The following is a 15,083-nucleotide window of genomic DNA, read 5'->3' as shown; positions in this document are numbered from 1 at the left end:
TGAGGACATCCGGTTCTGCCCCTGGCTCTGCCCTTACGGACGCTGACCCGGCGCGGCTCCGCCGGTTGACTGAGCGGGTGAGCATGTGGACTTCACTGGAACCGGCCGCGATCACCGTCGACCCCGGTTCCGTCGCGAGCGTAGGGCTGCGGGTACGCAACACGGGCGACACCGTTGAGGAGTACCGGCTGCGGCCGGCCGGTGACGCAGCCGGCTGGACACGGGTGGAGCCGGAGGTACTGCGGCTGTATCCGGGGGCCGAGGGCACGGCGCAAGTCGCCTTCGCGCCCCCGAGGACGTCGGACGCCGTGGCCGGTCCGACGCCCTTCGGGATACGCGTCGAGCCGGCCGAGCACCCCGAGATCCGTGATGTCGTCGAGGGACAGATCACGGTGGGGCCGTTCGCCGAACTCCGCTGTGAGCTGGTGCCCTTGTCCGTACGCGGCCGGTGGCGCGCCAAAGCGGCGGTCGCCGTCGACAACCTCGGCAACCAGCCGCTGACGGTCTCCCTCTCCGGCCGCGAGAACGGCGACGCCCTCACGGTCGAGCCCGAGCCGACATCGGTCCAGGTCGCGCCGGGCCGCGCCGCTTTCGTGCAGCTCGCCATCCGGCCAGGAACGGTGAGCTGGATCGGCGGCACCGGCAAGCACCCCTTCACCGTGTCCGTGCAGCGCGCCGGTGCCCCGGAGCCGATCGACCTGCGCGGCACCTACATTCAGCCGTCCGTGCTGCCGCGCTGGGCGATGGCGGTGTGCTCGCTGCTGGTCGTGGCGGCGCTGGCCTTCGTGGCGCTGTGGTTCAACGCCCAGCCCAAGGTGTCGACGAGCGCGCGGGAGAAGCCGGCCCCGGCCGGGAGCAAACTCCCGCAGGAGGACAAGAAACCCGCTCCGCCGCCGGCCCCCAAGCCCTCAGAGCAGCCGCCCGAGCCCGATCCCGAGAAGAAGCAGCCCGAGGACACCGGTGGCAAGGACGAGGACCCCGCGGCGCAGACCATCCGGTCCAACGCCGGCGGTGGCTGGTACCTCCAGGCCAACCGGGGCGCCCAGGTGGACGGCACGCAGATCGGCCAGAACCCGGAGTGGACGGGTGACCAGTTCGGCCGCAACCAGTGGTGGATCATCCACCGCTATCCCGAGGACAACACGGTCGCCCTGGAGCCGTCCAGCGCCCCGGGCAGCGTCGCCGAGCTGAAGGCGGACACCAACGAGGTCCAGCTCTGGACGGCCGACCCGGAGCAGTTGAAGTCGGGCAAGCTGCCGCCGCAGCAGAAATGGCGGCTGGTGGACGCGGGCGACGGCCGCACCCGCATCGTCAACATGCGCAACGACGAGTGCCTGACCGATCTGCAGAACGACAAGGGCGCGCTGTCCTGGGGGTGCTCCGACGGGCCCAACGAGCAGCAGGACTGGAAGATCTCCGAAGGGCCGTGAGGCCCGCCGGGGCCGGCGCACGTCCGGCCCCGGCACCCGGAGGTTCAGTCCCACAACGGTGACGCGTCCGGCACCAGCCGCCCCATCTTGCGGTACTCGCGGGTGGCCCCGGCCCGTACGTCCTCCGCCGAAACCGCCTCGCCGCGCCCCGCCGCGAGGTAGCCCGCGGTCACCGCGGCCGACCGGATCGCCCCGCCGGACAGCTCGAACTCCTCCGCGCAGACGTCGAGTTGCAGATCGTCCCCGCAGGGGGTGGCCGCCAGGCAGGAACGCCACAGGGCGGTGCGCTGCCCGGCGTCCGGGAACGGGAAGTCGACCACCAGGTCCAGTCGCCGGGTGAACGCATCGTCGATGTTGGCCCGCAGGTTGGTCGTCAGGACGGCGATCCCGTTGAACGCCTCCAGCCGTTGCAGCAGATACGCGCTCTCCAGATTCGCGTACCGGTCGTGCGAGCTCTTGACCTCCGAGCGTTTGCCGAAGACGGCGTCGGCCTCGTCGAAGAGCAGCACGGCGTCCGTGCGGTCGGCCTCCGAGAAGATCCGCTCCAGATTCTTCTCCGTCTCCCCGATGTACTTGTCCACCACCGCGGAGAGTTCCACCACGTAGAGATCCAGGCCCAGCTCGCCGGCCACCACCTCGGCGGAGTGCGTCTTTCCGGTACCGGATTCCCCGGCGAACAGAGCCACCACGCCCCTGCCGCGCCCGCCGCCGGTGCGCAGCCGCCATTCGCCCAGCACCTTCTCCCGATGCCGCGCCCGTTGCACCAATTCGCGCAACAGCGCCAGTGGTCCGGGCGGCAGGACGAGCCCGTCGAAGCCGACAGCGGGCCGCACGCGCCGGGCGTGCCGGTCCAGCAGCGGCGCCGACTGCAGGCGTGCGCTGTGCTGGACATGGGCGGCGGTCAGCGGCGTCCCGTCGAAGGCGGCGAGAGCGGTGGCCGCACGGGCCGCGCGCCGGATCTGGGCGGCCCCCAGCCGGTACGGCGCCACGGCCGCCGCGAGGTCGAAGGCTCCGTCCATGGCGCCGATTTCGGCACTCCAGACCTCACCCGCCGCGGCCCCGTCGTCCGGCGCGTCCAGGGCGAACAGTCCCGAATCCGGGGCCCAGCCCGGGTCGTACGGCTCGGCTCCGAAAAAGACCACCGGCACGTCCCTGCCCGCCAGGGCCCGCACGAGCCCATCGGGCCGCTCCGGCAGCGGCCCCACGACGACCGCGGCCCGGCGCAGCCGCGCCTCCCGCAGCAGTGCGCCCGCCAGGCCGGCGCCGTCCCCCCGGGCACCGTCCGCGCCCTCCGGCCGGTAGCGCAGCACGGGCAGGCCGGCGTCCCGCAGCCCGTCGGTCACCGGTTCGGCGGCGGTACCGGGCCGGCGCTCCCGCAGATGTACGGCGAGCGGCCGCTCGCTCGCGAGCACACCGAGCCGCCCGGCAAACGCCTGCCCTTCGGCCCCGGCATCGCTTCCCGTAAGGCCGCCGACCCGCGCTCCCGGCGGCAGCAACTCCACCTCACCACCGAAGAGTTCGGGATCCAGGCCGTCGTCCCCCAGCAGATGGGCCACCACCCGCTCCGGCACCCGCAGTGCCCGTCCCGGCAGGGGCCGGTCCTCGTCCTCGACGACGAGCAGCCCACCGGACAGCAGGGGCGCGGCGGGGTGGAAGCGCGCGCGGGCCTCGGGTGCGTACGGGCCGGTGCCCGCGAGGTCCAGCGCCAGTGCGACCGTGGCACGCCGGCGCCCGACATCGTCGTTGAGGTAGCCGTACAGCGGCTCGAAGCCCCGGTCCACATCGGGTGCGAGCGCGGCCAGCAGGATGTGGCTGTCCAGCGCCGACAGCCCGAACCGCCCGGCAAGCGCGGCCGATCGATCGGGTGAGGCCGAGGGGGCCGACGCCGCGTCGTCCGGCGTGCCCGTGGACGCCGCACCCGCGTACGCCTCACCCGCGTATCTCTCGCCCGTATGCGCCCCGTCCGGGTCCTCAGCCGGCGGTGGCGCGCCGGCCAGCCGTCTGGCCGTCTCCGGGGTCACATACAGCCCGCGCAGCGGATCCGAAGCCGTCGGATCGTCGGCGCTGCGCCGCTCGACCAGCCCGGCCACCCGCTCGCGCAAGCCCGCCAGTCGGGCCCGCAGCGCGTCGGCGGCGTTCTCGCTCACGGTTGCGCCACTCACCGTTCCCCCTCGCCGTCCGGCGCGGCCGGTGAGGCACCCGGGCGGGACCGGAGCATCCGGGGCCGGGAGTCGCCGGGGACGCCGTCGAGTCCGGAGACGACCGTGACCGCGCCCTCGGTGACCGGCGGCGCCACCTCGTACGACGGCGAGACCGGGAAGGGCACGGTGATCACCACGTCCAGGGACGGCTTGAGTTCACCGCCGAGCGCCGACCAGATGTCGGCGATCGAGCGGGACTCGGGCGGCGGCACCGCCACCGTGAGCGGGACGCTCACCGCCGGCGCGCGGAGCGCGTCCGGTAACGCGGCCCCCGGCAGGATCTCGTGGGAGAGCAGGCACCCCAGCGCGGCCGCCAGCAGTCGGTGTTCGTCCTCCGGGCGGGTGGTCCACGCCGTGACCAGATACGACAGCCGGAACCAACGCGGCGGCTGATGTCTGCGCACGACCACACCGCTGGCGTCCCGCTCCGATATCGCCCCGCGCTCGCGGCGGGCCACCTCCTCGCGTATGTCGTAGAGATACGCGTTGAGCGTGGGGGCGTTGCGCCGCGCCGCCCAGTCGCGGGTCGGCGCCTCGAACGCGACGTCCCCGGCGCCGTCCGGCAGGACCCCGCCGCGCAGCACGCGCCGCAACGCCTCATCGACCTCGTGAATCATGCCTGCTCCTCCGCCTGGTGACCCGCCGCCCGCACGTCCTGCGCCAACTCCGTCACCGCTCCACCCACTGCCGTCGCACCCGCACCCGCACCCGTTTCCGTGACCACTGCCGCACCCGTTTCCGTGACCGCCGCACCTGTATCCGTGCCTGCTTCCGCCCCCATCAGATGTAGCCCTCCCGCAGCGCGTATGCGACGGCGTGCGCGCGGTTGTGCAATTGCAGCCGCGTCATCAGCGCGTGCAGGACGTTCTTGACGGTGCGCTCGGAATAGGCGAGCTTCTCGGAGATCTGCCGGGTGTCCAGCCCCTCGGCGACCAGCCGCAGCACATCGACCTCGCGCGGCGCCATACCGAGCGCCGGTACGAACGCCACCGAGGCGGAGGACACCGCCGACCGCCGCAGCCGCCCCACCTGGGTGAGCAGCCTGCTGATCAGGTCCGGCGGCAGATCCCCCTCGCCGCGCGCCGCGCTCTGCACCGCCCGCAACAGCCGCTGCGGGGTGGCCTGATGGCGCCAGAGTATGGCCCGTACGCCGTACTCCACGACCGTCAGCAGCTCCGGCTCGCGCAGGTCCCGGGCGATCAGCACCACACGCTGCTCACCACTGCGTACAAGCCGTCTCAGCTCGGTCGCGGCGATCTCGTCGAACCGGTCGATGAGCATGATCGCCACGGTCCCGACCGGGTCTCCACCGCCTTCCTTCTCCCTGCCGCCCTCGGCCTGTTCCGCCCGCTCCCTGACCGCCACTGCGGCCTGGTTCTGGACGATCTCGACAGCGGGCTGGTGCTGTAAGTGGCTGACGACCCCGGCCCGACTGAGCGGGTCGGCGGCGTGCACCGTCACCGTGACCTGTGTATCCAGCACTTATGTTCCTCGTCTCGCCCCCGTTTACCGACTGCCGCAGAGTCCGTGAAGGCAATCAACAAACGCTTACCGGGAAATAAACGCCGGAAGTGGACTCTTCGGCGATCTGAGCATGTCCCTGTGATCCGCAGCCAGTTGGCCCGACGCGAGTGCGCTCCTTTCGTGGAGCGAGCGCGGCGGGCGTCGTACTGAGTGCACGATCAGAGCTTGTGGGGTGATGCGTCCCAGCTGCCAGGGAAGCCGGCCAGTTGGGACGGCTGGAATGCCCAACCGGGGCTTGACCAGGGGTGACGTGGGAGGTTTGGAACGCGGAATCGGGACGCTCCGTCGCGCCGATCGAGAGGCGGCCGCGGGCTCTCGGCGGCATACGCGAGGGCGTTGAGGGCCAATATGGCCGCGGCCAGTGCGGGCTGAGGGGTGAAGGTTGGTACCGGTCTTCGACACCCTTGTGGGCTGGTCCGAGGCACACCTGCCGCAGGTCGCCGCCGCGCGCCGCGCCTATGACACCGCACGGGAGGAAGAGGAGGCCTGGGTCCAGGGCTGACTGGTGACCCCGCTCCCATCCGGCCCACGGGACCGCACGCAGCATTTCAGCCGGCCGTGTGAGGACCTGCGAGCCTGTGATGATCGGCGGGCTTGTGAAGGCCTGCGGACCGATGGGTTCGTTCGTGCGGCGGCTTCACCCCGGTGGCTTGGCGCTCATCGCCCGGAGCTCACCGGCGCGCGCGTTCCGCAGTCTTGGGCAGTTGCTGGGTGGAGCAGTGGATGCCGCCCCCTCCCTCGCCAAGGGTGTCGACGGGCACTTGGAGGACCTTCCGACCCGGGTAGAGATCGCGCACGATGGACGCGGCTTCCCTGTCGGCCCTCTTGTCGCCGAAGCCGGGCATGATGACCGCGCCGTTGGCCACGTAGTAGTTCACGTAGCAGGCAAGGAATCCGTCCCCGCGGCGGCCGATGTCGAACGGTTCGGGCAGCTCGACGACCTCGATCCGCTTGCCCCGGGCGTCCACGGCCCGGTCCAGGACCTTCCGGGCCTGATCGTAGGCGTCTGTCCAGACGTCCCGGGGGGCCTGCTCGTCCGGTGTGCTCATGACCACGACGCCGGGTTCGGAAAAACGCGCCAGCGCATCGATGTGGTAGTCCGTGATGTCCTTGCCCCTGACGCCGTCCACCCAGATCACCGTGGTGATGCCGAACAGCGTCTTGAGGGCCCGCTCGATGTCGTCGCGGGATGCGCCGGCATTGCGATTCCCGTTGACCAGAGAACTCTCGGTCGCCAAGAGCGTGCCCTTGCCGTCGACCTCGATCGAACCGCCCTCGCCTGTGATCGGCGCCTTGATCCTGGTGAGGTGCTCATCGTCCAGGATCGCCTCCGCGACCTGGCTGTCGCGTCCGTGGGCCTGCTTGCCACCCCAGCCGTTGAAGTTGAGGTCGACTCCGGCGATGCCCTCGGGCCCGACGACGAAGGTTGGCCCGATGTCGCGCATCCACAGGTCGTCCACCGGAATCGGCAGGACCTCCACCCCGGAGCCGCAGGCCGCCCGGGCCGCCTTCACGTCCTGCTCATTGGCCAGCAGGACCACCGGCTCGAACTCGGCGATCGTCCGCGCGATCCGCGCGATGTCCGCACGCACTCCGCGGGTGTCCGACGTCCAGATCTGCCGGGTGGGCCATGCCATGTAGGTCAGCTCGTGGGGGTGCGACTCGTCGGGCATCCGCCATCGAGCGGCCGGTGTCGCCCCCACGGGACCAGCACCGCCACCGCCCTGCGCAGGCCGGCTGTGGCCTTCGGTGCTGCAGGCGCTCAGCGCCGCACCGAAGGCGGCCAGGGCCCCGCTCTGCAGGGTCCGACGTCTGGACATGCGCATGATCCAACCTCCTGACTGAAAATTTAGTCAGAACGATGATAGGACATGATCAGACCAGTCACCTGTTGATCGTTCAGACCGTGGGAGCACTCGATGCCGGACAGGCCCGCCCAGATCCTCGAAGCCGCAGCCCGGCTGATCGCCCGACGCGGGGTGCGCGGGCTGCGCGTCGAGGAAGTCTCCGCAGAGGCCGGCGTCTCGACCGCACTGATCTACTACCACTTCAAGGACCGCGCCGGGCTGCTGCGCCGCACCCTCGAATTCATCAACCAGCGCGCCGTGCGCTACACCGACGCCGCCATGCAGCCCTCCGGCGACCCGCGTACCCAACTCACCGAAATGCTGCTCCTGGAACTGCAGGACGCCCCCCAGGTCAGGGAGAACAGCGCAGCCTGGGGCGAGTTCCGCGCCACCGCGATCTTCGACCCGGACCTGCGGGAACAGCTCGCCACCTCGACCAGGGAATGGGTGGAGGACCTCGCAGACCTGGTACGCCAGGCCCAGGCCGCCGGCCTGGCAGGCCCCGGGATCGCCCCGAGTGCCGCGGCCGAACGCCTCACCGCCCTGGTCGAGGGCCTGAGCGAACGATGGCTGAGCGGGACCACGCCACTCCCTCGCGCCCACGAGCTGCTCCGTGACGCCATCGACATGGAACTCCGCCAGCCATGACCACGGGACGGGGCTGACGGCTCGCCGACAAACGGAGGGACACAGCACCCGCTGCGCCCATCCGTTCGTCGTGCCACCCGACAGCCCCCCCGTACGCGCCGTGCCGGCCGCGCCGTCAGCCGAGGGTGACCGAGTCTCCCTTGACGTTGACCTTGGCCGGCGCCAGCGCGCTGGTCGCGGGGCCGTCCTTCACGCTGCCGTCGGTGATGTCGAACTTGCTGCCGTGGCAGAGGCAGTTGATGGTGCCGCCGGAGATCTCGCCGACGACACAGCCCGCGTGCGTGCAGATCGCGGAGAACGCCTTGAACTCCCCGTCCTGTGGCTGGGTCACCACCACCTTCTCGGCCTTGAAGATCTTGCCGCCGCCCTGGGGGATCTCGGCTGTCTTCGCGAGGCCGCCCCCGGCCCCGGCCTCACCTCCGGCCTCGGACCCGCCCCCGGTGTCGGACCCGCCCCCGGCCTCCGATCCGGCCTCCCCGGCGCCCTTGGGCCCGCTCTTCTGGGGGGCGGCCGCCTTTCCGCCGCCTTCCTCCATGCCGCCGCACGCGGCCAGGGCCGCCGTCAGCCCCGCGGCACCTACGGCCGCGACGACGGCTCGTCGCGACGTGCCCGCTCCCGCCACGTGATCCGGTCCGTCGGCCGCACCCGCGCCTGCCGCCGCTCCCGCTGTCCCGTCCGTGTCGCCCGTCCGCTCGGGTGCTGCCTGTCGAGCCATGGTGTGCCTCCGGTTCCTGGTGCCTTCGGTGCGCGATGTACGGCCGGTGGCCACGTACGTCGTCACGTGAACCACCCGCCCCACACAGCCGTGCAGTGCACACGTCACGCGCCCCGCGGAGCGCCCAAGTACCCGGGCGCGCGGGGCTCGTGTGAGCCGTGTGCTCCATGGACGTTGCACAGATCCATACGGACGCGCGGCGCCCCGTGTTCAAACCGGGCCGACGCACTTCGTCAGCAGGCTGCCAGCGCGCAGCCGGCGCCCCGCACTCCGTCAGCACGCGCCGCCGAAAAAACCGGACGTCTTCAACGCACGTCTTCAGGGCATGACGTCACAGCGCGCCGCCGGCCTCCTCCGCCCCGCTGCTGGGTGCGCCCGCCCCGTTCGTCGCCCCTCCCGGTGCGCGGCCCAGTGCGTCGAGCAGGAAGTCCCGCTGGAACCGGAGCAGGTTTTCGTTGACCCGTTCGTCTGCCGGGAGATGGGTGGCACCGGAGAGCGGCAGCACGCTGTGCGGCCGGCCCGCCGCGAGCAGTTCGGCCGAGAAGCGCAGGGTGTGCGCGGCCGCCACGTTGTCGTCCGCCAGACCGTGGACGAGCAGCAACGGGCGGCGCAGCAGATGGCCGTGTCCGGCCAGCGAGGAGCGGGCGTAGTTCTCCGGCTTCTCCTCCGGGTGGCCCAGGAACCTCTCCTTCCAGTGGGTGTCGTACAGCCGCTGGTCGGTGGGCGGGGCACCGGCGACCGCCGCGTGGAAGACGTCGGGCCGGTGCAGCACCGCGGCGGCCGCGAGGAAACCGCCGAACGACCAGCCGCGGATGGCCACCCGCTCCAGGTCCAGCTCCGGGAACCGGGCGCCGGCTGCGCGCAGCGCGTCGACCTGGTCGTCCAGGACAGGGGCCAACTGATCGCCGTGAACCGCCTTCTCCCAGGCGGGGCCCCGGCCCGGGGTGCCGCGCCCGTCGACGACGAGCACCGCGAAGCCCTGGTCGGCGAACCACTGGGACACGCAGGCGAACCACGGCCGGGCCCGCCCCACCAGCTGCATGCCGGGCCCCGCGTACGGGTCGAGCAGCACCGGAAGCGTGCCCTCCCCTTCCGCGTGCCATGACGGCAGGTAGAGCGCGCCGCGCAACTCCCGCTCTCCGAGCGTGAGAGGGAGCGGACGCGGGTCGACGACCGGGTCCTCCGCCGACGAGACGATGACGTCGTACGGCGCCCGGCCGGCTCCGGAGGCCGCCCTCGCTGCCTGGTCTCCCGTGGCCTCGTCCGCCCGCACCACGCTCACCTCGTTGCCCCGAGGCGTCGCCGATTCCAGCACGACCGTGCCGCCGCGCCCCGTGCCCGTATGGCGGCCGGGATCCCGGCTCAGGCGGCGGAGGGCGCGGCCGGGTTCGTGGCGCCACACATGGGTCTCGGTCGGGTCCTCGGTCGCGCGGAACAGCACCTGCTCGCCCTCGATCGCGAGGACCTCGCGCAGCTGCATTCCCTCCGGGGTGACCCGCTCGCCGCCGACGGTCAGATACCGGGTGCCGCCCGCGTCCTCGGGCAGGACCAGAGCCCCGGACGCGGTCCTGGCCGGAGTGCCGGACACCAGCTCGACCCAGGCGGGGTCGGTCCGCTCGTGCAGCAACGTGGTGGCCCCGGTCGCCGGATCCACCGCCAGCATGCGAAGAGTGCACTGGTCACGGCTCTGTACGGCGAGGAAGGGGCCGTGCGCGTCCCAGCCGGCGTCCACGAGGTACTCGTACGCCGCACGGTCCCAGCGCACGTCGATCCGCTCACCATCCAGGGAGTGCAGCTGGACCGTGACGTCCGCGTTGGGGGTGCCTGCCGCCGGATAGGGGATGGACCGCGGGGGTTTCGCCGGGTCGGAAGGGTCGCTGAGGTAACGCCGTGCCACCGGGCCGGTGTCCACCCTGGCGACCAGGAGGTGGCGGCTGTCCGGCGCCCACCAGTATCCGCGCAGCCGGTGCATCGACTCGGCGGCGACGTATTCGGCGAGCCCGTAGGTGATCTCCGGCCCTTCGGGGCGGGCCAGCCGCCGGTCGGTGCTGTCCAGGCCGACGACGTGGAAGGCACCGCGGCTGACATACGCGATATGCCGCCCGTCGGGTGAGGGACGCGGGTCGACCACCGGACCGGCCGCGGGGACGGAGAACGGCGCGCCGCCGTCCGTACGGACCGCCCACAGGGCTCCGGACAGGGCGAAGGCCACAAGACGAACGGCGTCGTCCGCGGCGTACGTCACCACGCCACCGGACCGCTCGCGTGTCCTCTCCCGCCGCAGCCGCTCCTCCTCGGGAACCGCCCGGGGCCCCGCGCCCACCAGGAGCGGCGGATCGGCCAGTACCCGCTCCGCGCCGTCCTCGTACTGCCGGAGCCGGCCCACGGGGTCGGTGCCCGAGCCTGTACGGACGAAGAGAATCCGGCGGCCGTCGGGGGAGACCGTGAAATGCCGCGGCACGCCGAGGGAGAAGCGGCGGGTACGCGCGAACTGGCGGGGAAAGGCGTCGGGGTCCGGGGCGTTGTCCACGGTGCGGTCCTCCAGGTGCGGCCGGCCGGGGGCGGAATGCTGTCGGCCGCTGCCAGGATGCTGACAACCGGAGCGCTGCTGTCCAGGGGTGTGCCGTCCGTAATTCCGGCCGGTGCCGTCGTCCGCCACCCGCTCGCCACCGCCCGCTCGCCACCGTCCGCCGCCCGGACGCCGGCTGACCCCTGACACGCACGGTGGCGGGCCCGAAGGGTACGGGCCCGCCACTGTCATCGGGTGGAGGCGGCCTGGCCGCCCACGAAGCGTGCTGCTCGGTCGGCTACTTGGTGAAGCCGATGTGCTCGTAGACCACGTCGGTCATGCCGAGAGCGCCCATGTTGGCGAGGTTCTTCTTGATCGCGGCGATGTCGGGGCGCTGGTAGAGGGGCAGGACGCCGGCGAGCTGCCAGGCCTCGGCGTCGGCCTGGTTGGTCTGCTCCAGCGCGCCTGCGGGGTCCTTGGCATTGGAGCTGGCCGCGTACAGCAGGTCATCCAGCTTCTTGCTGCCGACCTTGGCGCTGTTGTTGCCACCCTTGGCCGCGTAGACGTTGGTGGAACCGCTCGCGGCGAACGGCGTGCCGATCAGGCTGTAGGGCGTCACATCGAAGTCGCCCGGGGTGACGTACTTGTCGAAGAAGTCGTTGACCGGCACGGTCTGGACCTTCAGCTTGACGCCGATCTGCTGGTACATCTGCGTCAGCATCGACCCCTCGTTGGTGGACGCGGGGGTGCCGGAGGGAACGACGAACCGCAGCGACAGCTCCTGGCTGCCCTTCTTACGGATCTTGCCGCTGAGCTTCCAGCCGGCCTCGTCGAGCAGCTTCGCCGCCGCCTTCGGGTCGTACTTCCCGAGCTTGCCGGAGTTGTCCTGGTAGCCCTTCTGGTTGGCGACCAGGAGGTGGTTGTCGAGGGTGGACGGCTTCCAGCCCAGGCCCTTGAGGTCCGACTTGGCGATCGTGGCGCGGTCGGTGGCCATGAACAGCGCCTGGCGGACCTTGGGGTCCTTCAGCTTGGCGCTCTTGCCGTTGAAGGTGAACTGACGGGTGTTGGGGCCGCCCGCCTCGCGGATCTCGCCGGTCGCCACCTTCGACACCTGCTTGTAGGCGGAGGAGTCTCCGCCGACGTCGAAGTAGTCGATCTCGCCGTTTGCGAAGGCACCCGGCATCGAGCTGTCGTCCAGGACGTGGAAGACGATCTTGTCGAGCTTGGGCTTGTCACCCCACCACTTCGGATCGGCCACCACCGTGACGGTCTTCGCCGACTTGTCCATGCTCCCGAGCTTGAAGGCGTTGCCGGTGACCGGGATCTTGTTGACGTAGGCGGTGTTGAAGGACTCCGGGTCGGAGTAGTACTTCGCCGGGTACAGCGGCTGGTTGGCCGCGGCGTTGAACATGCCCTTCCAGTCCGCGAACGGCTTGGCGAAGGTCATGACGGCCTCGTAGTCGTCCTTGCCCTTCTTGACGCTCTCCACCTGGTCGAAGCCGACGGTGGAGCTCACCTTGTACGTGTCGTCCTTCCCACTCAGGGCCGTGGTGCCGGCCGCCAGGTCCTTCCAGGTGATCGGCTTGCCGTCGGACCACTTGGCCTTGGGGTTCAGATGCCAGGTGACGACCTGCTTGCCCTTGACGGTCGCGGTCGTGGCATCCAGCAGGAACGCCTTGTTGGGGTGCTGCACGCCGCTCGCGTCCGAGTGCCACAGGCTTGGCATGAGGGCCTTCATCACCTCGGTCGGACCGGCCTGCAGACCGTCGATCTCCGCGATGTTCCACTGCGTGGCGAACGTGGGGATGGCCCAGTTCATCGTCCCGCCCTGCTTGAGCTTCGCGGGGGCCGTCGCCTTGATGTTGAGCGCGGTCGTCTTCTCCGTCGGCTTCTGCTGCGCGTCGTCATCGCTGTCCGAGCCGCCACAGGCGGTCAGCACCAGCGAGGACGCGGCGAGTGTCGCGACGAGGGCGAGTGGATATCGGGAGACCTTCACGGATACCTCTTCCTGGGATGGCGAACGTAGGACTGGGGGGAGTGCGGACGTATGGGAGGGCCGCCGGCTCACGGCGATACGGGCTCCACGACATCGAGCGCCGTCGCGTAGTGGCAGGCCGCCGAGTGGTCCGGGCCGAGAACGGCCGTGGCCGGGTCCTCCTCCCGGCAGCGCGCCTGTTCGGCGGCGCCGAGCCCGGCGTACTTCGGGCAGCGGCCCGCGAACCGGCATCCGGACGGCACATCCGCCGGACTCGGCAGGTCGCCGCTGAGCAGAATCCGGTTCCGCTCGCGCTCCTTGCGCGGATCGGGCAGCGGGACCGCGGACAGCAGCGCCTGGGTGTACGGGTGGGAGGGCGCGGCGAAGACGTCGTCGGCCGCGCCGAGTTCCACGATCCGGCCGAGGTACATGACGGCGATGCGGTCGGCGATGTGCCGTACGACGGACAGGTCGTGGGCGACGAAGAGGTAGCTGAGACCCAGCCGGGTCTTCAGTTCGTCGAGGAGGTTGAGGACGCCCGCCTGGATGGAGACGTCGAGCGCGGACACCGGCTCGTCGAGGATGACCAGTTTGGGCTCCAGGGCGAGCGCTCGCGCGATGGAGATGCGCTGGCGCTGGCCGCCGGAGAATTCCTGCGGGTAGCGGTCGGCGTGCTCGGCCTCCAGGCCGACCATGTCAAGGAGTTCGGGCACCCGGGCCGCGATCCGGGCCTTGTCCCAGCCGTGCGTCTTGAGCGGTTCGGCGAGGATGTCACCGACCGGCATCCGGGCGTCCAGTGCCGCCATCGGGTCCTGGAAGACGATCTGCATATCGCGGCGCAGGCCCTTGCGGTCCGCCCGGCTCAGGCCGCGGATGTCCTTGCCGAAGACGGTGACGGTGCCGGCCTGGCCGCTGGGCAGGTCGAGGATCTCCAGCAGGGTGGTGGTTTTGCCGCAGCCGGACTCGCCCACCAGACCCAGCGTCTCGCCCTCGCGGATGTCGAGGCTGATGCCGTCCACCGCCCGCACCGCGCCGACCGTACGCTTGACGATCGCGCCCTTGGTGAGCGGGAAGTGCTTGACCAGCCCGTCGAGTTCGAGGACCGTCGGGCGCTCCGCGCGCGGCAGCCGCTCGATCGCACCGGCCTCCGGCAGGACCGGCACCGGGTAGACGGTGTCGCGGTCAAGCCCCACGCCGATCTCGTGTGCGCGGTGGCAGGCGGCCGGGTGGCCGGAGCCCTCGGCGACCGTCAGCTCCGGCTCCCGCGTACGGCACGGGTCGATCGCGATGGGGCAGCGCGGTGCGAAGGGGCAGCCGGGCGCCAGGTCGACCATCTGGGGCGGGTTGCCGTCGATCGGGGTGAGGGCACGGCGGGCCGTGCCGTCGGACCGGGCCTCGTCCAGCCGGGGGATCGAGCCGAGCAGGCCGATGGTATACGGCATCCGCGGCCGGTAGTAGACCTCGTCCACCGGGCCCGCCTCGACCGGTTTGCCCGCGTACATGACCTGCACCCGGTCGGCGAAACCGGCGATCACACCGAGGTCGTGGGTGATCATCACGATGCCCGCGCCGGTGACCTCCTGGGCGGTCTTGAGCACCTCCAGGACCTGCGCCTGGATCGTCACGTCGAGAGCCGTGGTCGGCTCGTCGGCGATGATGACCTTCGGATCGTTGGCGATCGCCATGGCGATCATCGCGCGCTGGCGCATACCGCCGGAGAACTCGTGCGGGAACGCGTCCACACGGCGCCGCGAGTCGGGAATGCCGACCACATCGAGGAGTTCGACGGCGCGCTTGCGGGCGACTGCCTTGTCCAGCGACTGGTGGACCTGGATGGCCTCGATGATCTGGTCGCCGACGGAGTAGACCGGAGTCAGGGCGGACAGCGGGTCCTGGAAGACCATGCCGATGTCCTTGCCGCGGATCTTCGACATGGGGGCGTCGCCCAGGCCGAGCAGTTCGCGCCCGTCGAGTTTGACGGACCCGGTGACCTCGGCGCTCTCGGGGAGCAGCCCCAATACGGCCATGGAGGACACGGACTTGCCGGATCCGGACTCGCCGACGATGCCGAGGACCTCGCCGGGCCGCACGGCGTAGGAGACGCCGCGTACGGCCGCCACGTCGCCCGCTTCGCTCGGGAAGGAGACCGTCAGATCGCTGACGTCGAGGACGGGCTGCGCCGCTTCGGCGGCCTTGGTGGGCGGGGCCGGCCTGGTCTCGGTCACCGTCGGGGT

At 71.2% G+C, this 15,083-nt stretch carries 10 protein-coding genes; 2 read left to right on the top strand and 8 right to left on the bottom strand.

Annotation, left to right across the window (positions count from 1 at the left end):
* The first annotated feature begins 77 nt into the window (after nt 1-77).
* Nucleotides 78-1,430, top strand: a complete 1,353-nt coding sequence (locus tag ACIRQ7_RS09630) for a hypothetical protein (protein ID WP_404261250.1) — start codon at nt 78-80, stop codon at nt 1,428-1,430.
* Between the two features lie 44 nt (nt 1,431-1,474).
* Here ACIRQ7_RS09630 and ACIRQ7_RS09625 read toward each other — a convergent pair whose 3' ends face one another.
* From ACIRQ7_RS09625 to ACIRQ7_RS09610, 4 genes are all read right to left on the bottom strand, one after another.
* Nucleotides 1,475-3,592, bottom strand: coding sequence for an ATP-binding protein (locus tag ACIRQ7_RS09625; protein WP_404261248.1), 2,118 nt, complete (start codon nt 3,590-3,592; stop codon nt 1,475-1,477).
* Nucleotides 3,589-4,248: a DUF4255 domain-containing protein gene (locus ACIRQ7_RS09620; protein ID WP_404261246.1), complete on the bottom strand. Its 660-nt coding sequence runs from the start codon at nt 4,246-4,248 to the stop codon at nt 3,589-3,591. Before ACIRQ7_RS09620 ends, ACIRQ7_RS09625 begins: the two co-directional genes overlap by 4 nt.
* Before the next feature lie 163 nt (nt 4,249-4,411).
* Entirely contained in the window at nt 4,412-5,113 is a 702-nt protein-coding gene (locus tag ACIRQ7_RS09615; RefSeq protein ID WP_404261244.1) for a response regulator transcription factor, read from the bottom strand.
* Nucleotides 5,114-5,826: 713 nt separating this feature from the next.
* Nucleotides 5,827-6,975: an agmatine deiminase family protein gene (locus ACIRQ7_RS09610; RefSeq protein ID WP_404261242.1), complete on the bottom strand. Its 1,149-nt coding sequence runs from the start codon at nt 6,973-6,975 to the stop codon at nt 5,827-5,829.
* 99 nt (nt 6,976-7,074) lie between these two features.
* Between ACIRQ7_RS09610 and ACIRQ7_RS09605 the strand changes: the two genes are divergently transcribed.
* Nucleotides 7,075-7,650 (top strand): TetR/AcrR family transcriptional regulator, encoded by a 576-nt coding sequence (locus tag ACIRQ7_RS09605; protein WP_404261240.1) that lies wholly within the window; start codon nt 7,075-7,077, stop codon nt 7,648-7,650.
* Nucleotides 7,651-7,765: 115 nt separating this feature from the next.
* Here ACIRQ7_RS09605 and ACIRQ7_RS09600 read toward each other — a convergent pair whose 3' ends face one another.
* The 4 genes from ACIRQ7_RS09600 to ACIRQ7_RS09585 all read right to left on the bottom strand — a co-directional run bounded on the left by ACIRQ7_RS09600 (nt 7,766) and on the right by ACIRQ7_RS09585 (nt 15,074).
* Nucleotides 7,766-8,365, bottom strand: coding sequence for a Rieske (2Fe-2S) protein (locus ACIRQ7_RS09600; RefSeq protein WP_404261238.1), 600 nt, complete (start codon nt 8,363-8,365; stop codon nt 7,766-7,768).
* Between the two features lie 331 nt (nt 8,366-8,696).
* Nucleotides 8,697-10,895 carry a prolyl oligopeptidase family serine peptidase gene (locus ACIRQ7_RS09595; RefSeq protein WP_404261236.1) on the bottom strand — a complete coding sequence of 733 codons (2,199 nt, stop codon included), beginning with the start codon at nt 10,893-10,895 and terminating at the stop codon, nt 8,697-8,699.
* 277 nt (nt 10,896-11,172) lie between these two features.
* The gene (locus tag ACIRQ7_RS09590) at nt 11,173-12,870 is read right to left on the bottom strand and encodes an ABC transporter family substrate-binding protein (RefSeq protein ID WP_404261234.1); all 1,698 of its coding nucleotides are present in this window, start codon (nt 12,868-12,870) and stop codon (nt 11,173-11,175) included.
* 68 nt (nt 12,871-12,938) lie between these two features.
* A complete protein-coding gene (locus ACIRQ7_RS09585; protein ID WP_404261232.1) occupies nt 12,939-15,074 on the bottom strand; it encodes a dipeptide ABC transporter ATP-binding protein in 2,136 nt (711 codons plus the stop codon).
* Between the last annotated feature and the right edge of the window lie 9 nt (nt 15,075-15,083).

The sequence above is a fragment of the Streptomyces sp. NPDC101393 genome (assembly GCF_044767385.1).
Taxonomy (GTDB): Bacteria; Actinomycetota; Actinomycetes; order Streptomycetales; family Streptomycetaceae; genus Streptomyces.
The sequence above is the reverse complement of the archived record's forward strand: the minus strand, read 5'-3'. Positions and strand labels throughout refer to the sequence as shown.